The 19,104-nt window shown below is 45.7% G+C and carries 18 protein-coding genes; 5 read left to right on the top strand and 13 right to left on the bottom strand.

The window, feature by feature from the left end; genetic code table 11:
- Window positions 1-77: 77 nt before the first annotated feature.
- Window positions 78-1,112, top strand: coding sequence for a hypothetical protein (locus BMZ28_RS15085; protein ID WP_126468218.1), 1,035 nt, complete (start codon window positions 78-80; stop codon window positions 1,110-1,112).
- Window positions 1,112-1,684, top strand: coding sequence for a LemA family protein (locus BMZ28_RS15080; protein WP_074824463.1), 573 nt, complete (start codon window positions 1,112-1,114; stop codon window positions 1,682-1,684). Before BMZ28_RS15085 ends, BMZ28_RS15080 begins: the two co-directional genes overlap by 1 nt.
- A gap of 327 nt (window positions 1,685-2,011) precedes the next feature.
- Here BMZ28_RS15080 and ggt read toward each other — a convergent pair whose 3' ends face one another.
- The 6 genes from ggt to BMZ28_RS15050 all read right to left on the bottom strand — a co-directional run bounded on the left by ggt (window position 2,012) and on the right by BMZ28_RS15050 (window position 7,611).
- On the bottom strand, window positions 2,012-3,721 hold the full coding sequence (gene ggt / locus BMZ28_RS15075) for a gamma-glutamyltransferase (protein ID WP_232036624.1): 1,710 nt from the start codon (window positions 3,719-3,721) through the stop codon (window positions 2,012-2,014).
- 268 nt (window positions 3,722-3,989) lie between these two features.
- Window positions 3,990-4,388 carry a GFA family protein gene (locus BMZ28_RS15070; protein WP_074824459.1) on the bottom strand — a complete coding sequence of 133 codons (399 nt, stop codon included), beginning with the start codon at window positions 4,386-4,388 and terminating at the stop codon, window positions 3,990-3,992.
- A gap of 102 nt (window positions 4,389-4,490) precedes the next feature.
- Entirely contained in the window at window positions 4,491-5,477 is a 987-nt protein-coding gene (gene rlmF / locus BMZ28_RS15065; protein ID WP_074824456.1) for a 23S rRNA (adenine(1618)-N(6))-methyltransferase RlmF, read from the bottom strand.
- Window positions 5,478-5,621: 144 nt separating this feature from the next.
- A complete protein-coding gene (locus BMZ28_RS15060) occupies window positions 5,622-6,014 on the bottom strand; it encodes a hypothetical protein (protein ID WP_074824453.1) in 393 nt (130 codons plus the stop codon).
- Window positions 5,995-6,555: a LemA family protein gene (locus BMZ28_RS15055; protein WP_074824450.1), complete on the bottom strand. Its 561-nt coding sequence runs from the start codon at window positions 6,553-6,555 to the stop codon at window positions 5,995-5,997. The genes BMZ28_RS15060 and BMZ28_RS15055 overlap by 20 nt, the downstream gene beginning before the upstream one ends.
- Before the next feature lie 12 nt (window positions 6,556-6,567).
- Entirely contained in the window at window positions 6,568-7,611 is a 1,044-nt protein-coding gene (locus tag BMZ28_RS15050; RefSeq protein ID WP_074824447.1) for a hypothetical protein, read from the bottom strand.
- A 556-nt stretch (window positions 7,612-8,167) separates the two neighbouring features.
- Between BMZ28_RS15050 and BMZ28_RS15045 the strand changes: the two genes are divergently transcribed.
- The 3 genes from BMZ28_RS15045 to BMZ28_RS15035 all read left to right on the top strand — a co-directional run bounded on the left by BMZ28_RS15045 (window position 8,168) and on the right by BMZ28_RS15035 (window position 13,302).
- On the top strand, window positions 8,168-9,334 hold the full coding sequence (locus BMZ28_RS15045) for a M20 aminoacylase family protein (protein ID WP_047779467.1): 1,167 nt from the start codon (window positions 8,168-8,170) through the stop codon (window positions 9,332-9,334).
- Between the two features lie 68 nt (window positions 9,335-9,402).
- Window positions 9,403-10,749: an MFS transporter gene (locus tag BMZ28_RS15040; RefSeq protein WP_047779468.1), complete on the top strand. Its 1,347-nt coding sequence runs from the start codon at window positions 9,403-9,405 to the stop codon at window positions 10,747-10,749.
- A gap of 465 nt (window positions 10,750-11,214) precedes the next feature.
- Window positions 11,215-13,302 (top strand): OPT family oligopeptide transporter, encoded by a 2,088-nt coding sequence (locus BMZ28_RS15035; RefSeq protein WP_047782424.1) that lies wholly within the window; start codon window positions 11,215-11,217, stop codon window positions 13,300-13,302.
- A 280-nt stretch (window positions 13,303-13,582) separates the two neighbouring features.
- Here BMZ28_RS15035 and BMZ28_RS15030 read toward each other — a convergent pair whose 3' ends face one another.
- From BMZ28_RS15030 to rpmH, 7 genes are all read right to left on the bottom strand, one after another.
- Window positions 13,583-13,993, bottom strand: coding sequence for a DUF2628 domain-containing protein (locus BMZ28_RS15030; protein WP_047779469.1), 411 nt, complete (start codon window positions 13,991-13,993; stop codon window positions 13,583-13,585).
- 300 nt (window positions 13,994-14,293) lie between these two features.
- Window positions 14,294-14,875, bottom strand: a complete 582-nt coding sequence (locus BMZ28_RS15025; protein WP_047779470.1) for a YdcF family protein — start codon at window positions 14,873-14,875, stop codon at window positions 14,294-14,296.
- Between the two features lie 215 nt (window positions 14,876-15,090).
- A complete protein-coding gene (mnmE, locus tag BMZ28_RS15020; protein WP_047779471.1) occupies window positions 15,091-16,455 on the bottom strand; it encodes a tRNA uridine-5-carboxymethylaminomethyl(34) synthesis GTPase MnmE in 1,365 nt (454 codons plus the stop codon).
- Window positions 16,456-16,560: 105 nt separating this feature from the next.
- Window positions 16,561-18,207: a membrane protein insertase YidC gene (gene yidC / locus BMZ28_RS15015; RefSeq protein WP_074824445.1), complete on the bottom strand. Its 1,647-nt coding sequence runs from the start codon at window positions 18,205-18,207 to the stop codon at window positions 16,561-16,563.
- 2 nt (window positions 18,208-18,209) lie between these two features.
- Entirely contained in the window at window positions 18,210-18,470 is a 261-nt protein-coding gene (gene yidD / locus BMZ28_RS15010; protein WP_071845422.1) for a membrane protein insertion efficiency factor YidD, read from the bottom strand.
- A complete protein-coding gene (gene rnpA / locus BMZ28_RS15005; RefSeq protein WP_071845425.1) occupies window positions 18,434-18,799 on the bottom strand; it encodes a ribonuclease P protein component in 366 nt (121 codons plus the stop codon). The genes yidD and rnpA overlap by 37 nt, the downstream gene beginning before the upstream one ends.
- A gap of 17 nt (window positions 18,800-18,816) precedes the next feature.
- On the bottom strand, window positions 18,817-18,957 hold the full coding sequence (rpmH, locus tag BMZ28_RS15000) for a 50S ribosomal protein L34 (RefSeq protein ID WP_047779474.1): 141 nt from the start codon (window positions 18,955-18,957) through the stop codon (window positions 18,817-18,819).
- Window positions 18,958-19,104: the final 147 nt, after the last annotated feature.

The raw sequence follows: 19,104 nt of genomic DNA, 5'->3' as shown, positions 1-19,104 counted from the left end.
TGTTGTTCTAAACCTGACTGGGATAAGATGTCTGTAATATTTCACGTCTCCAGTACAACAGGGATGAATCAGTCAACATGGCAGAATCTAAAAACCGCAACCAAAGGATAGACGCGCTTTTAGCTTCAATAAAAGAAAGGTTGGATGTCGCACAGCATCAAGAGGATTTAGTTCAGGCTATTAAACTGGTTAAATCGTTTGATGGGCCGCTGAAGTTTAGCCATACCAAACCCTATATATGTGCCGTGCTGGCGGTTATCGCTGGGGTGATAATCGGTGGTTATCAGTATCTCTCCTATAACCACCTTAGTAGTCAGGTGGTTATTTTATTAGTGCTGTTGGGCATTGGGGCGATTGCTGCGCTGGTTTATGTTTGGCGTAAAAATAGTTCAATTAGCAAGTTGGCAGATCGGCTGTTTCAAATGGATTTACTGTTTGATAATGGGCTCAGTCAAATAGAGGTCGATCCGGTAGAGCAGGCTGGTGAACTGGCAAGCCGTTTTAATGAGTTTGACCGAGGTAACTACTCTCAGGAAATCCACGGACTATATCAGGGGCATTATCAGGGTAAAGAACATGCCTTTGATTATTACTTCTATCATTTTCACTATGTGGATAAGCGAGTTACGGTGACAACGGATAGTAAAGGACGAGTGAGAACCCGCACTACGTATGACCACTACGATCGTTATGGTATCTATCTGCCTTTTACCTTTATCCGTCATGTGGCTTTAATTGGCAAATCGGTTAGCGGTTTATCGGGGAGTACTTATAAACCCGCCTCGAATAAGTTTAACCGGTTGTACCGGGTGGTGGCCGATAGCGAAATGAACGCTGCTCGCTTTCTTAAACCAAGCGTGGTGATTGCTTGTGAAGAGATTGCTGCGGTGTTTAGTGAGCTAAACTTTGAATTTAACCCGCAGGCTGAGTTGTGTATGTCGTTTCGCGACGATGATGTGATCACCCTGCCAAGAAACAATGACTTTAACTCTCCCGATGGATTTATTCGCGAGGTTAGGCAGCACAATGCCTTGCCTAAGCTGCAAAAAGCGTTAGAGCATATTCATACTCTGATGATTTATTCAGACAGTAACTTCAGGAAAAATAGCTAATGTTAGAATTATGGATTCCCGTAGGTCTTGTAGCGCTGGTGATTATCATCGGCATTATGATTTATAACGGCATTGTTAGCCGAATGAACGCCGTTGCTCGTGCATGGGCTGATGTGGTGGTACAGGAACGTCAAAAGAACAATATCATCCCCGATCTGGAGAAAATTGCTGAGCAATATGGGCAATATGAGCGTTCTATCATGACTCAGGTTACCGAATTGAGATCGTCACTACAGCAGCTGAATGCAGACAATATGGATTTACAAACATTGTCGGATACTCGCACGAAAACCACTAATTTACTAAATGGCTTGTATGCGGTAGCGGAAAATTACCCCGATTTAAAAGCCTCTCAGCTATATAACAACCTAATGTCCGAAATTGCTGAACAACAGGAAAATATCGGTGCGGCGATTCGGATCTTTAACCAAAATGTGGAAGACTTTAATAACGGTATTGAGGTGTTCCCTAACTCATTGGTTAATGGCTGGTTTAATAAAAAACGTAAGTTAAGTACGTTTAGTGATTCGCAGGCGGAAAGTGCGTTTGAGTATAAGCCGGATATTCACTAGGTTAGGGGGTTGGTTAGGTCTTTCTGTAAATTTCGCTGCCAATAGTTCAATGGTTAAATCAGCAATTGCGCAAGCAGCGAGCAAGGGGCGTTGGGGCGAACGCCCCGGAATTTAGGTCGCCTTTGGCGACTTCCCTTCTACACTCGGCTTAAGAACGAGATCCCAGCTTTCGCTGGGATGACAATATAAATAATCGTCAGAAATTCATGCTTATTTTTCTGGGTAGCCTTCAATGTAGGAGGCGTTCGCCTTAACGCCTCCCACTCGCTGCTTGCGCTGTTGTTGATTTAACCACTACGCTATTAGCAGCGAGATTTACCGAGATATTTAATATCCCGCTGCTAAATCATCCTTCGATCTCGGGTCTGCTGCCCCAAATAGCCCTTCCGGCGTCACCACAATACTCTGGGTACTTCCCATCGTTGGTTTAACGCTGACTTTATGGCCTTTTTTCTCCAGCAGGTTAATGGTGTCGGTGCTGATGCCTTTTTCAATGCGGATCTCTTCCGGTAACCATTGGTGGTGAATACGCGGTGCGTTGGTGGCTTCAGCGATGTTCATATTAAACTCAATGGTATTCAGCACAATCTGTAATACCGTAGTGATAATACGGCTGCCGCCAGGACTACCGGTAACCAGAACCACTTTACCGTCTTTAGTGACAATTGTAGGTGACATAGACGAGAGAGGACGTTTGCCTGCTTGAACAGCGTTAGCTTCGCCACCAATCAAACCATAAACGTTAGGCACCCCAGGTTTAGCGGAGAAATCGTCCATTTGATTATTTAGCAAAATACCGCTTTTTCCAGCCACGATACCGCTGCCGAAGTTAGTATTTAAGGTATAGGTTACCGCCACCGCATTACCCTGTGAGTCCACGACAGAAAAGTGTGTGGTTTGGTCGCTTTCATATGGAGCCAGTTTGCCCGGTTTAATGTTGGCAGAAGGGTTCGCTTTATCCATAACGATCTGGCTGGCCAACTGCTTAGCATAGGCTTTACTGGTTAGTGCCTTAACCGGTACTTTGATAAAGTCCGGGTCGCCCAGATATTCTGAACGATCGGCATAGGCGTATTTCATGGCTTCAGACATCACATGAATAGCATCCGCGCTGTTTTGCCCCATGGATTTCAAATCAAAATTTTCCAGAATATTCATGATTTGCACAATATGAATACCGCCAGAAGATGGTGGAGGCATGGAGAAGATTTCATAGCCTTTGTAGGTGCCGGATACTGGCGTGCGTTCTACGGCTTTGTAGTTTGCCATATCTTCTTTGCTAATCAGGCCACCGTGTTGTGACATTTCGGCGACGATTTCATCGGCAATTTTCCCTTTATAGAACGCATCTGGCCCTTCTTTGGCAATCAAACTTAAGCTATGCGCCAGATTAGTCTGAACCAGCGTTTCTCCTTTTTTCCACGGTGTTCCATCGGGTTTAAAGAAGATAGCCCGGCTGGTGGGGTTATTTAGTAATACTTCACGGCCATACACATCCAGATCGTCCGCCAATGCCTCATTAACCGGGAAGCCATCTCTAGCCAGTCTGATAGCCGGTTTAATTAGTTCAGCCATGGGCATTGAGCCATATTCTTTATTGGCCAGAGCAAAACCCGCTACGGTACCCGGTACGCCGGAAGCTAAGTGGCTGGTCAGGGATTTTTTGGCGTCAGCATCGCCTTTTTCATCCAGAAACATATCTCTGGTGGCTTTTGACGGTGCCATTTCACGGAAATCGATGGCGGTAGTTTTACCTTCTTTGGTGCGCAGTAACATAAAGCCACCGCCGCCAATATTGCCCGCCTGTGGATGGGCTACTGCCAGTACATAACCGATAGCAACGGCAGCATCTACCGCGTTACCGCCCTTTTTTAGCACTTCTACACCGGCACGGGTAGCGGTACTGTTAACGGATGAGACCATCCCATTTTTGGCGTAAACCGGGTGGAAGATATCCTCTTCAACGCCGTAGGAAACCACTTTTGCCGCTAGCGAACCCTGCCAAAATAGCAGTAAAGCAATCATGAGATAACGCATGCTGCCTTTTCTTAACCTACTTAGCATAACCATTCCTCTGTCAGTGATGTAATGAGTCTGAAATGTAACAATTAATTTACATTAGTAGATAGTTCAGGCTTTGACCAGCATAGAAAGGGGGTTTATTGGCGGAAAACAGGGGGAATGTCACGTTTCTGAGGAAAATGTTGGTTTTTCCATGATAGCGATATTAAAAAGTAGCCCGACAGCGATCGGGCTAATATCAATTGCTTTAATGAACTGCCTTATGGATTAGGGGAGGCTGCTATTATGGGCGTTCTTCATACTTTGGATTACTGTCGCACAACTCAATCCATTCGGCTTTGGAACCGGTAAAAATATGTATTTTCTCCGTTGGAGAGATAGTGCTGTCCAAGGTTCCGATGCGCAGACGATAGGTTTCCGGTTGGCCATCTCTGGCGCTGTACAGTGGAGAACCACATTCACTACAGAAGAAACGGTGTACGCCCGGCGAAGAACTAAAGCTTTTTAGCTTATCTTTACCGGTGAGCAGGGTAAATTTATCGGAATGGATCGCGGTGGCTGAATTAAATGCCGTTCCGGTTGCTTTGCGACATTTGGAGCAATGGCAGAAGACGATTTGTTTAATCTCTTGATCCAACTGATAAGTTACCGCGCCGCATAAGCAGCTGCCTTTTAACATCATGACCTCCCGATTGCGCATCATTGCGAAACGTCAGAATACACGCTTAATTATTCCGAGAGCAATATGCCGTCGTGCAGTATATAACTCGCGGACGGCTGTCAGTTATGCCTTGTGCCAGTGGGTGGTTATCCATTTTTCCCGCTGCTCATCGGAGAGAAACGTCCAGGCTACAATACGGCTGGCTTTCTGGCCTTGAGCCATATTGATGGTTTTAATCTCGGTGGCGCCGGCATAGCGTAAAGCGTGATAAAGACCGGGTAGCGTGGTCTTTTTGGACACCAGCGTAGTGAACCAGAAACATTGTTGACCAAATTCGGCACTTTCTTGCGCCATTTTGCCGACAAATTGCTCTTCTCCACCCTCACACCACAGTTCATGGTGTTGACCACCAAAGTTCAGCACAGGCTTGGCTTCATCTTCCAGTCGGCCTAAATTACGCAGCTTTTTGCGGCTGACGGCGTCGGCTTCCTGTGCTGAGGCATGGAATGGTGGATTGCACAGAGTGATATCGAAGCGGTCGTTAGCTTTAATCACGCCGTTGAAAATATTCTCACTGTTTTTTTGCAGACGAGCATCGATGCTTTTTGCCAGTTGACGGTTGGCTTGAGCAATCAACTTAGCGCTGCTGACGGCGGTGGGATCGATATCGCTGCCGACAAATTTCCAGCCGTAGCTAACGTGACCAATAATCGGGTAGATGCAGTTGGCACCAACGCCAATATCCAGCGCATGAACCTGATAACCACGAGGGATTTCCCCGTGATTGCTTGCTGCCAGCAGATCAGCCAAGTAATGAATATAGTCGGCTCGACCTGGAATGGGCGGGCAAAGATAGCCGGCGGGTATATCCCACTGTTCTATATGATAGAAATGCTTCAGCAGAGCCTTGTTTAGCACTTTTACCGCCGCCGGATCGGCAAAGTTAACCGACAGATCGCCGTACTTATTGTCAGAAACAAACGGTGCAAGCTCTGCACAACTGGCAATCAGCGCCGGGAAGTCATAACGCTGACGATGCTGATTGCGCGCGTGTAGCTCCGACTTTTCATTGGCAAAGGGCTTTTTAGGGGGAGTATTGGATTGCGTCATAGTCAGGCCAGCTATTAAAAAAGAAAAAGGGTTGGAATAAGGCGCATTGTACGTGAATCTGAGGGAGACGGGCAGAAGAAATCTCAGCGTGACTTTTTCAGCCGGTTAACCCGAGAAATAGTGTGAAAACGGTTGAATAATGGTTTATTTCCTTCTTCTTTTTGGGCTCTGTTTAGATTTTGGCGCTTTTTCTGGTGTGGTTGCGGTAAAGTCGGTCATCCAATTGGCTAATCTGCGGTAATTGAAGGCAACAAATGAAATGCTGGTCAGTATAACAATCAGCCATGAAAGCAAAATATGGATACCGGAAATGCCGGAGAACACGAGAATCATTGACAGACCAAAGCCGGGAAATAGCCCTAATGCTAGACCTCCGCTGATGGTGGCAAAGATCGGTTTAACCAGTGGAAGACGCATAAATAGCCCGATCATGAATGCTGCCAGTAATACACCGAAGGAGGCAACAAAGGCCATCATTGCCGGTTCATTTTCAATATATTGGCTGAAGCCAAATAGCTCAAAGGGTAATGCCAGCATATTCTTTTTCTCCCACTGAAATGTTTAACAGTGACTTGGTGTGATAACCCAGCAGTTTGGCAAAAATAATATTGGGGAATGCCTGAATGCCAACGTTATACAACGTGATGCTCTCATTGAAAAACTCACGCCGATCGGCAATCTTATTTTCCAGTTGAGTGAGACGTTTTTGTAGTTCAGTCAGATTATGTAAGGCTGTTAATTCAGGATAGCCTTCGGCAATCATTAATATCTGTTTGAGTAAATGATCGGTTTGATTAGCCAGACGAACTTTTTGTTCTGACTGGCGGCTGTTTAGGTAACGGCTGCGCATTTGCGCCAGCTGTAAAAACAGTTCGCTTTGGTGTGCCATTGCCGTTTCGGCGATGTTAATCAGTTCGGGAATTTCATTTGCCCGTTGTTTCAGTAAAACGTCAATATTAGCAAAGGCTTTTTCAACATAGTTGTTGAGCATAACAATCTTGTTATAGATGCTAATCAGATAGCGGATTATCAGCAGCACCAGAACCGCAATAATAACAATCGATATTAGTAAATTCATAGCATCCTTTCCCTATCTAATTAGCCAACTGAGAAGGGGGGAGTGATTAAACATTAGCGTAAGCGTGTGGCCGTCGAAGGTATATGGCAGGCTTAATATAATGGCAATAATGAAGGCCGCAACGCCGCAGAAAGTCAGGGCAGATTGCACTAAGGGGCGATTTTTATTCCATTGTGAGACTTTAGTGAATGGTGAGATAGCCAGAATATTTTTAGTGGTGTCTTTCTCAATCACCACTTGATGGCCTTTTTCTGCGGCGGCACCAATCAGCATCATTTCCTCACCGCCAAATAAGGCGTATTCGGTGTAACTACGGTCACCCGATTCACGCTCTGCCGATGGAGAAAAGGAAACCAAAGTCAGCCCATCGGGGATGACCGTAACGCTGCCAGTTTCATCACGGATTTCAAATGGCTGGTAATTTTCTTCGGCAGAAATCAGACGGTACTGTTTTTTTCCTTCTGAATCGCGGCTGATTCGATGTTCGGTGTAGTAGTAGCCAATGCAGTTCTTTTTGCTTAGTGGTGCTTTGATTTGTTGCTTGGCGACAACGTTGCCTTTGATTTCCACCAGACCCATTGCCAGCGAGCGGATTTTTGAGGTAGGCAGAATTTGTTGCAGCTTAAAGAAAGTGCCTTGGGTGGATGGAGCAAGCCAAGAGGCCAGCATGATGAGGAAAAACAGGCCGAAAATGGCAATGGGGCCAAAAGAAAATATCGCAAAGGCGGTAACTAACAGCAGTGAAGAGAAGGCAAGCCAGAGGGAAATTTTAAAATTTGAGACGTTTTTTCTCTTTGCTTCGGCAATTTTTTCTTTTATATCACTCAATATGCGGTAAAAAAATCCCCCTAAAAAGAGCAAAACCAGTAGCCCAAACAGACCGAGGATGGCAAAAAAACCATAGGTTTCATCAATAACTGCCGCGCTAGCCGTAAATAAAGCGGTTAAGGTTGGAATAATCCATGCTCTCTTAAACGACTTGCTATAGACCAGATTAAGTATCAGTGAGAGAAATCCCCCCACGGCAGCACCGAAAAAAGCGATAAAAAATACCATAGGGAGTCCATTCTATTGTAATGGCTTGATTGTAACGTGTGCGGATATTGAAACAAGGGGCATTATTCACCGGGTTGACCTGAATACTATTATTCGTTGCAGTTTATGGATAAATATTCTGCATACGGAATGGTAACAATATATAGATAACGACTTTATGTAATTCTGTCTAATTTGAAAAAACTACTTAACTCGACTGATCAAACAAAAAATTATTTACATAAAATGTTGCGATAGCCTGATTCTGATTAATTATTGTTTTTTAACATTTAGCATAGATTGCTACTCAGTGCGTTATTCCTTCCTTTGATGAATGATATAAATCTGATATTGTCGAAAAAAGACCGGATTAACTGTGTTGTTTATATTTAGGGTATAACCCCGTCAGCGTGTTTTGAAACCACCTATTTTCTATCTTGTCTGAACACAAAAATTCTTTCGGATGATTAACCGTATTTAATCAGCTTATTGTTTGAGATAGCAATGAGACTAACTCATTTCCACTGCTTGTTTTTAGGATGAATTTAAATAGTGGATGTAAATAAAGGACACCATCATGATTGAACAAACCGTCAGGGAATATGAGTCCCTACTATGTGATATTCGCCACCAAATCCATGAACACCCTGAATTGGGATTGGAAGAGATTAAAACCAGTGAATTGGTTGCCCAGAAGTTGACTGAATGGGGTTACCAAGTCCACCGTGGGATGGCGAAAACAGGTGTTATTGGCACGCTAAAAGTAGGCGATGGCAAAAAGACGCTGGGTATTCGGGCTGATATGGATGCTTTACCGATTCATGAGGCCAGTGGTAAACCTTGGTCGAGTAAAATTCCTAATCGTATGCACGCCTGCGGACATGATGGTCACACCACGATGTTGCTGGGGGCGGCTAAATATTTAGCAGAAACCCGTAATTTTAACGGTACCCTGCATCTGATCTTCCAGCCAGCGGAAGAGATGATTAACGGCGGTGAAATGATGGTGCAAGAGGGGCTGTTTGAGCAGTTTCCCTGCGATGCGATTTTCGCTATGCACAATATGCCGGGTTTCCCAACCGGACAATTCCTGTTTCAACCGGGGGCGTTTATGGCCTCGATGGATCAATATCAGGTCGTAGTTCATGGCTGCGGTGGCCATGGTGCCATGCCGAGCAAAGCCATCGACCCGGTGATGGTGGCTTCTTATATCACCACTGCACTGCAAAGTATCGTTTCCCGTAATGTCGATCCATTAGAGGCGGCGGTGATTACCGTTGGCAGTATTATCGCTGGCGACGCCGCTAATGTGATTCCGGATAATGCGGTGATGAAACTTAGCGTCCGTTCGTTGAGCCGTGAAACCCGTGAACTGTTATTGAAACGAATTCCTGCTCTGATTAAGGCGCAGGCGGAGAGTTTTGGTGCGACAGCAGACGTTAATCATATTAACGGTACGCCCGTGTTAATTAACGATGAAGCGATGACCCAATTTGCCTGGCAGGTTGCTAAGCAGCAGTTTGGCGAAGAACGTGCTGTATATGGTGCCAAGCCATTAATGGGCAGTGAAGACTTCTCGTTTATGCTGGATGAGAATCCGAACGGCTGTTATCTGATTGTAGGTAACGGTGAGAAAGGGGAAGGTTCCTGTATGGTGCATAACCCGGGTTATGATTTTAACGATAAATGTCTGGTTCCAGGCAGTGCTTACTGGGGGGCGCTGACTGAAGCTTATTTAAAATAATAAAAACAAATAAATAATATTAAATACCAGCCAAACTCTGGCTGGTTTTTTTAGGAAAAGGAAAATCTATGGCAGATGCAATCTCGTCTACAGAGTCAGAAGCGCTAAAGGCTGATGTGCCGGTCAAGAAGGTTAGCGGGCGTCGCGTTATCTTTGCTTCGGCATTCGGTAATGCGCTAGAGTTTTTTGATTTTGGCGTTTATAACTTTTTTGTGGTGTATATCGGGGTACTGTTTTTCCCGCCGAGCAGCGATCCTAATATCGGTTTACTGTTGGCATTTGCCACCTTTGGCGTTAGCTTTTTTATGCGGCCGTTGGGCGGTATTTTAATCGGTGCCTATGCTGACCGCTTTGGCCGAAAACCGGCCATGGTGCTGACGATTTCATTAATGAGTTTAGGCACATTAATGATTGGTATTGCACCAACCTATGCCAGCGCAGGCTATTGGGGAACCATTACTTTAGTATTGGCTCGCCTGATTCAGGGGATTGCCGCCGGTGGTGAAGTGGGTGCTTCCATGTCAATGTTGGTGGAGTCTGCGCCCGCTAATCGCCGTGGTTTTTACAGCAGTTGGTCGCTGGCAACGCAAGGATTGGCAACCACCTTTGGTGGCTTAGTGGCCTTAAGTTTAAGCGCTTATTTACCGGTGATTACCGGCTCCCCTGATGTCATGTCGGAATGGGGATGGCGGGTTCCGTTCTTTATTGGTGTGGCCTTAGCGCCTATTGGCTGCTGGTTGCGTTTGGGGCTGGAAAACGATGTATTGCCTAAACACACCGGAGCAAAAGGTCAGGTTGAAGTGGTGCGTGAGAGCGCGACGAAATTGCTGGCACAACATAGCCGGGCCATTATTGTCGGTGTATTAATCACCATTGGTAGCACGGTAGCGACCTATATTTCCCTTTACTACTACGGTACTTATGCCGCTAAGTATCTGCATATGGACCAAAACTATGCTTATGCTGCCATGCTATTGGCCGGTGTATTGACGTTTGTCGGCGGTCTGTTGGTCGGTATATTGTGTGATAAGGTCGGGCGTAAAAAGCTGGTGGTAATTTCCCGCGTGGTTATTTTATTGCTGGCTTATCCCTCTTTCTGGTTGTTGGTGAATTACCCTAATCCGGTGCTCTTGCTGTCAGTGGTATTTGTGATGGTGTGCTTTACCACTCTGGGCTCGGTACCGGGGATGCTGGTGATCTCTGAACTGTTACCGAAGCGTATTCGCGCGCTGGGCTTTGCGCTGGTTTACAGCCTCGGCGTCGCCATCTTTGGTGGTTTTGCTCAGTTCTTTGCTACGCAGTCTATTGTCTGGTTGGATAGTCTGACCGCTCCGGCCTGGTATCTGGGAGGCGCAACGTTGCTCTCGATGCTGGCGCTACCATTCTTTAAAGATCCTAAGAATTTGGAAGATTGATGTTCTCCGACCGGGTATTTAGCGGTATCCGGTCGAGTTTTCTATAACTGCTTTCCTGTCCTGCTGTTTTCTCTATCTGAAAAGAGATATCGCCCGAGTTATAACCCGCTTGCTAAGGCTGTGATATCCCATCAAGAAAATAATAATATTATTTATTTTCATTTGGTTATGTTGATTTTGAATCGCGGTTTTCATTTGAAATACAGTCTCTGGAAACAAATGTTAGCTAGCCATATATTCTATTATTGAGATGGCTGTATTAATTATATCTCATAACATTTGTGCAAATATCCAGTAACTTATGCTTCATTAATGAAAATAAGTAGCAGTTCTTTGCGATTATTTCGTTATAATCCCCCCCAATAAAATATGTATGCTGCATTTTATGCTACATATTTATACAGCGTGCCGGTAAGCATCAGGTCGCGTAAAAATAATTTAAGCAAACCTAACAACATGAATGATATGAAAAATACATCACAGCTCCGTGAGCTTACGCTGCGCGGAATTATTATTGGTGCTTTGATTACCGTGGTATTCACCGCATCAAACGTTTATTTAGGGCTGAAAGTTGGATTAACGTTCTCATCAGCCATTCCTGCTGCCGTGATCTCCATGGCCGTGTTACGCCTGTTCTCGAACTCCAACATATTAGAAAATAATATGGTGCAGACTCAGGCTTCTGCCGCGGGTACGCTGTCATCGGTTATTTTTATTCTGCCCGGTTTATTGATGATTGGTTACTGGAATAGCTTCCCTTTCTGGCAAACGCTGCTGATCTGTTCAGCGGGCGGTATGCTGGGGGTGGTGTTCTCGATTCCTCTGCGTCATGCCATGGTGGTAAAGAGTAATCTGCCTTATCCGGAAGGGGTTGCCGCCGCTGAGATTCTGAAGGCGGGCTGTAGTGAGCATGTAGAAGATGGCGATCGGTCATCTAACGATGCGGTCCAGAAAGATGATGTAACAGCCGACAAAGATAGTGGTTTCCGTGACATTTTGTTTGGTGGTTTTATTGCTGCCGCGGTGAGTTTTGCCACTAACGGTTTACGGATTCTGGCTGACGGTGCCAGCTACTGGTTTACCCAAGGCCGGGCTATTTTCCAATTACCAATAGGCTTCTCGTTAGCGTTACTCAGTGCCGGTTATCTCATTGGTATTGCGGCAGGTATCGCTATTTTAATCGGTACACTGATCGCTTGGGGTGTGGCTATTCCGATTATCAGCTCCGGTATGGATGTGCCTGAAGGAAGCTCAATTGGCTCTTTCGCCATGGGATTGTGGAAAGACAATGTACGCTTTATTGGTGCCGGTACCTTAGCGATTGCCGCTATTTGGACCCTATTAACGCTGGTTAAGCCGATTATTGAAGGCATGAAGACCTCTCTACGTGCGCTGAATAAAAATAATACCGGTGACGTGATTCCGAGAACGGAGCTGGATTTGTCGCCGAAGATTGTATTGTTAATCAGTGCGGTGATGTTTCTGGTGCTGATTGGTACCTTCTATTCTTTTGTTGCTGACAGTGGCTTACCTCTGACAACGGCTTGGGGACTGGTGTTAGGTTCCGTTATTTTTGCTTTTGCTATCGGTTTTCTAGTGGCGGCAGCCTGTGGTTATATGGCTGGTTTAGTTGGTTCTTCCGCTAGCCCGATTTCCGGCATTGGTATTATTGCGATCACCGTTATTTCCCTGCTGCTGCTGGTGATGGGCGAGATGAATGGCATGCTGGAAACCGAGAAAGGCACTAATTTTGCCACCGCATTAGCTATCTTTACCACCAGTGCGGTCTTGGCCATTGCGACTATTTCTAACGATAACCTACAGGATTTAAAAACCGGTTATTTAGTTAAAGCCACGCCATGGCGTCAGCAGGTGGCGCTATTAATCGGTTGTATTGTGGGTGCTGCGGTTATTTCTCCGGTGCTTGAGCTGCTATATAACGCTTACGGCTTTACGGGTGCAACACCACGTCCAGATATGGATCCAAGTCAGGTTCTGGCGGCTCCTCAGGCAACCTTAATGACCACGATTGCTAAGGGAATCTTCTCCCATAAGCTGGAATGGACGATGATTAACATCGGTCTGGCTGTCGGGGTTGTTGTGATTATCATTGACGCTTTGCTGGCTAAAAAAGGCAGCAAATTACGCATTCCAGCGCTGGCCGTCGGTATGGGTATCTACTTGCCACCTGCGATCACCGCGCCATTGATTATTGGTTCAGTGTTGTCATGGATTATTACTTCTCAGGTCAAGAAGCGTGCTAAAGCGCAGAATGAGGATTTCAAAACGCTGTTTAAACCGGTTGAACGTAAAGGGGCGCTGATTGCTTCAGGTTTGATTGTCGGCGAGAGTCTGGTTGGGGTGTCATTGGCGGTACTGATTGTTATCAGTATTAGTAATGGCGGCAGTGATGCGCCTCTGGCGCTAACCTCATGGCTGGGGCCGATTTTTGGTGGCTCGGGTATTGTTGAGCAGCTACTGGGGCTGACGGTATTTGTGGTTGTTTGTGTTCTGTTCACCAGACGTGTGCTGGGTGTACTTAAGAGCAAATAAGCCCGCTTGATTTGATGAAAGTTAAGCCCACCCATGATTCATGCGGTGGGCTTTTTTATTGCCCAATGAGCAGAGGGGATAGATTCCCTGAGCTTATGACATATTAGCCGTTGCTGTTAGCCAGTAAGGCTTATTGAATCACCAGGTTGAGCTCTATGACTTAATAATGAATATTATGCTATTGAAATATATTGAAGAGCTGAATGCCTAATTTGGAAAAAATAAAAAACCCACTAATTATTTAGCGGGTTTTTTATTATAACAAATCAGTTTTTCAGTATTAAACTAAACGCATACCTTCAAACGGGTTCCAGCTATCGCTGCCTTTTACTTCTTTTAGATAGTAGGCATAGTTAGCGGTCATTGACCACATCATGGCGCAGGCAATATTAATACCCATATCTACACCGCGTGGTAGATAGAAACCGGTGGCGACTTCTATAATGGCAAGTACAATACCGATACCGATGGTGATACCCAATAACACCAAATTCTTTTTCCATAGGCCCAGTACGAAAAAATAAATAAAGCCAAAAAAGAAGGCGATGAAATTCATATTGAATAAAATGCGACGCATTGGTTTTTCAGCTTTAATAGCGGCTTTATGTTCTGGAGTATCTGGCGCGCCATATTGGTCGAAGAAAGCAAAACGAGTTTGCCATTTTTCTGAATATTTACTTTTGTTATCCATGTTTTAATCCTTGCTTCCTGGGGTATGTAGTCGAACTTAATTTTCTAATCTATATCCATCCAATATGGATACAGGATGGATAATCCTATATTTGAATGAAAAGAGATTCAAGTATAAAAATTAATAATCCTCTTATTTTTATACTATTGAGACACCGGTTTGTTATGGATGTGATTTTTTATTTTTAATAGGTTAATTAAGCATTTTATTAGTGTTAAATAATAAAAATCATCGGTAATTTAGTTATATAAAATGAGTCACAATTAAAAATAATTTATCTTATTATCCATCAGTAAGTTGTTATTGTATGGGATGATCAAATAAAAATGAATTAAGTAAGGCTAATGGTTCTCGGAATAGTGCGCGTCTCTTATCACGGTTTCCTTTGCCTAACGCTGCCGGTAGCCCTGACACGTCCTCAATTCCTGAGCGTTTCGCCAGCATCAGTGAGCGCAGCATATGGAAATCGCTGGTCACAATAACCGTTTTGCCCAGTTCAACCAGCGAACGTGAATAGGTAAACTGATGAGCGGTCCGGGTAGAGCGATCCTCTTCATAAATACGCTGGCTATCAATACCGTGAGTGATTAAGTAGTTTTTCATCACGCTGGATTCTGTGGCGGTTTCTCTTCCCCCTTGGCCACCGCAGACCACCACTCTGGTATTGGGGTTTTCTTTGAGGTAAGGAATCGCCGCATCTAAACGCTCTCGCAGTGTTCGGCTGGGTCTGGCCGGTTCACCAATAACCTGTGCACCAAGAATAATCATAGAATCGGCATTTGGCTCCGGTTCTATAGTTTTATAGCTGGAAATCATCATATTACCGACGACAAAAAGTAACGTCAGTATCAGCAAATTATATTTTATTAATTTTTTAAGCATCGGTTCTGTCCATGAAGAAATGCGAGAACCTGAATGTTAAAGCGATTATGTGAAGTGATGATGAAGCCGGGGGAATAGATATCGATTTGTATTCTTTATGGTTTTTAAATTAAAGACCGAAGAGTATTAATGGCACCATAAATATCAAAAAAACCGATATTGCCACGATGTACTGTGGCTATATCGGCTAATTGTTTTATTGAGTACTGAAAATGTTACTTCCCAATACAAAAACTTGAGAAAATTCGCCCCAGTAAATCATCGGAGGTAAACTCACCGGTAATTTCGCTTAATACCTGCTGCGCCTGACGTAACTCTTCAGCCAACAGTTCTCCGGCACGGGCTTCAACCAATTGCTCCAGACCTTGATCGAGGTGCTGAGACGCGGTTTCCAGCGCCTGTAAATGGCGACGGCGGGCCAGAAATCCCCCTTCGGTATTACTGGTAAATCCCATACTCTCTTTTAAATGGTCGCGTAATACTTGAATACCTTCACCGGTACGGGCTGACAGGCGAATAAGTGAGTGACCATTTACTTCACTGATACCCAGCGACTCTCCGGTCAGATCGGCCTTATTGCGCACCACCGTAATGGGTAATTCCGCCGGTAGCCGCGCCATAAATTCTGGCCAGATCTGTTCCGGTTCGGTGGCATCGGTAGTGGTGCCATCCACCATAAATAGTACCCGATCGGCCTGTTCGATTTCATGCCATGCACGCTCAATACCGATGCGTTCTACTTCATCTCCGGCTTCACGCAGGCCAGCGGTATCGATAATATGCAGAGGCATACCATCAATATGAATATGTTCACGCAGCACGTCACGGGTGGTACCGGCGATATCGGTAACAATCGCGGCTTCTCGGCCAGCCAGCGCATTGAGCAGGCTGGATTTACCGGCGTTGGGACGACCGGCAATCACCACTTTCATCCCTTCCCGTAGTAAGCTGCCCTGACGGGCTTCGGCTCTGACGCCGCTCAGTTCTGCGATAACCTGATGTAGCTGCGCCTCAATTTTTCCATCAGACAGAAAGTCGATTTCTTCATCGGGAAAGTCGATGGCAGCTTCCACATAGATGCGTAAGTGAGTGAGTGCTTCCACTAACTGATGAACGCGGTTGGAGAAGACCCCTTGCAAAGAATTGACGGCAGAGCGCGCTGCTTGTTCGGAGCTGGCATCAATCAGGTCGGCAATGGCCTCGGCCTGTGCCAGATCCAGCTTATCATTCAGAAAGGCGCGTTCGGAGAATTCACCGGGACGTGCAATGCGTATATCCGGCAGTGCCAGAATGCGCTTGAGTATCAGGTCAAGAATGACCGGACCACCGTGGCCCTGAAGCTCCAACACGTCTTCCCCGGTAAAGGAGTTGGGGCCGGGAAAATAGAGGGCAATACCTTGGTCGAGCACGGTGCCGTCTGCGTCACGAAAGGGTAAGTAGTCGGCATAGCGAGGTTGAGGAACTTTCCCCAATAGCTGGATAGCCACTTCACAGGCCTGCTTACCTGAAACCCGTAGAATGCCGACGCCGCCGCGTCCCGGTGGCGTTGCTTGGGCTACGATGGTATCGGTTGTATTCATGTCTGGGCTCTCTGTTTACGTCAAATAACGGAATTTAAAATATTATATAAAAAAGGCGGTCATTATGACCGCCTTTTGTAAAGCATAATACTACGTCAGTGCGGATTAAGAGGCTTTCTTCTCTTTCTTATCGCGACTGTGTAGACCTCTCTTCTCCAGGCCACGGTAGATCAGTTTCTGTTGGATAATGGTAACCAAGTTACTCACGATATAGTACAGAACCAGACCTGATGGGAACCACAGGAAGAACACGGTGAAGATAACCGGCATATAGGTCATGATTTTCTGCTGCATTGGATCTGTCACCGGCGTCGGTGACATCTTCTGGATCAGGAACATGGTTCCGCCCATCAATAACGGCAGAATGTAGTACGGATCCTGTGCAGATAAGTCATGAATCCACAGGGCAAACGGCGCCTGACGCAGTTCAACCGATCCCATCAGCATATAGTACAGTGCCAGGAAGATTGGCATCTGAATGATTAATGGAAGGCAGCCACCCAGTGGGTTAACTTTCTCTTCTTTGTACAGCGCCATCATTTCCTGACTCATGCGCTGTTTGTCATCACCAATACGCTCACGCATCGCCTGTAGTTTCGGCTGTAGCAGCTTCATCTTGGCCATTGAGGTGTACTGTGCTTTAGTCAGCGGATACATGATACCGCGCACAATAAAGGTGATAACAATAATGGAGAAGCCCCAGTTACCGACAAAGCTCTGGATAAACTTCAGCAGTTTGAACAGTGGCTGAGAGATAAACCATAACCAACCGTAATCTACGGTTAAATCAAGATGGTTAGCAACTTCGGCCATTTTGTTCTGAATTTCAGGACCCACCCACAACTGTGCACCCAGTTCTTGAGTCGCACCCGGTTGGATAACCACCGGCGTGTTTCTGAAACTGATAGATGACTGACCATCATCACCGTGAGTCGTAAAGAATGTGCTCTGGCTGTCTTTATTCGGGATCCATGCGGTAGCAAAGTATTGTTGCAACATGGCAACCCAGCCGCCTTTGGTGTCGAGCTTCAGATTTTCATCATTGATGTCATCAAAACTGTATTTCTTGTATTTGTTGTCATCTGAAGAGTAAGCGGCACCGCGGTAGGTGTGCAGCGCAAAGTTGCTGCTACCGTTGTCACGGGATTTTGGCAGTTTAGCGGTTTGCTTTAACTGACCAAACAGCACGACATCCAGCGGTTGCTGACTGGCGTTGTTAACTTGGTAGTCAACGGCAATCACGTACTCACCGCGCTTAAAGACAAACGTTTTGGTGTATTTAACGCCGTTGCTATCGGTGAACGTCATTGGAACGCTCAGTTCCTTTTGACCATCAGCCAGCTCGAATACGTCTTGTGCCGTGGTATATAAAGGACGCGGGCCGTTAGCCGGGTTATCCGGACCATTTTTACCCACCAGGCCACTTAATGCCTGATAAGAAAAGTCTGAGGCTTTTTCCAGCAGTTTAAATGGCTGTGTTGAGCCTAACGTTTCTGGGTAAGCTAACAGATCAGCCGTCTGAATATCGCCACCGCGGGTGTTGATAGTCAGGGATAGCACATCTGTTTTAACGGTAATCAGACTACCTTCACCAGCAGCCAATTCTGACTGGGTTGAGGCAGAACCAGCAGGCGCAGCACTTTGTTGTGCAGTAGGTGCAGGCTGTGGTGCATTATCCGTTTCCCAAGCCTGCCATATTAAAAATGTTACGAACAGCAGGGCGATAAGAAGAAGATTACGTTGAGAATCCATTATTAATGTTCTCTATTATTGTCAGTGTTGTTAGGCGGAACTGGATCATCACCACCCTTGTTTAAAGGATGGCATTTTAATACGCGTTTGATTGTCAACCAACTACCTTTCACTACGCCAAACCTGCGCAATGCCTCAATTCCGTATTGAGAGCAGGTTGGACGGAACCGGCAATGTGGCCCAAGTAAAGGGCTGATTACCAGTTGATAGCCTCGTATCAACATAATCAAGATACGGGTACCTGCCGACAATGACGACGCCATAACTTATCCAATGTTTCTGTCAGCAAGCCATTATCCAGATCGGCAATACCTTTTTTGGCAATCACAATAAAATCCATGGGAGGAAGGTCATGCTGACGCAAACGAAAGCTCTCGCGGGTTAGGCGTTTGATTCGATTACGTTCATGAGCTCGCTTCACGTATTTTTTTGCGACGGTAAGACCAAGACGGGGATGACCCAGCGAGTTCTGTCTGCCAAGAATGGTGATTTGAGGACTACCGGCTCTTTGCGGCTGCTGAAAAACAAATGTGAAAGTACTGGGAGTTAACAAACGTAACTCCCTGGGGAATGCTAGCTTAAGCTTAACCACACAGATGGTTAACTCGATTAACTAGAAACAGTTAAACGAGTACGGCCTTTAGCACGACGACGAGCCAGAACCTGGCGGCCGTTCTTGGTGGCCATACGAGCGCGGAAACCGTGGCTACGGTTACGCTTTAATACGGACGGTTGAAAAGTGCGTTTCATGGCGATCTCTACCTAAATCTTAATTATTACTAATTAGTACAATGCGTTTAGCTACTCGAGGTAAAACCATCGACGCCTCAGTCACAAAGTACAAAGAGGCGGGATTGTAATAATTGTACAGCCCCGAGTCAATTCCGAACGCTTATC

This window comes from Pragia fontium DSM 5563 = ATCC 49100, from assembly GCF_900112475.1.
GTDB lineage: Bacteria > Pseudomonadota > Gammaproteobacteria > Enterobacterales > Enterobacteriaceae > Pragia > Pragia fontium.
Note: the sequence above shows the minus strand (reverse complement) of the source record. Positions and strands in the feature narration are given on the sequence as shown.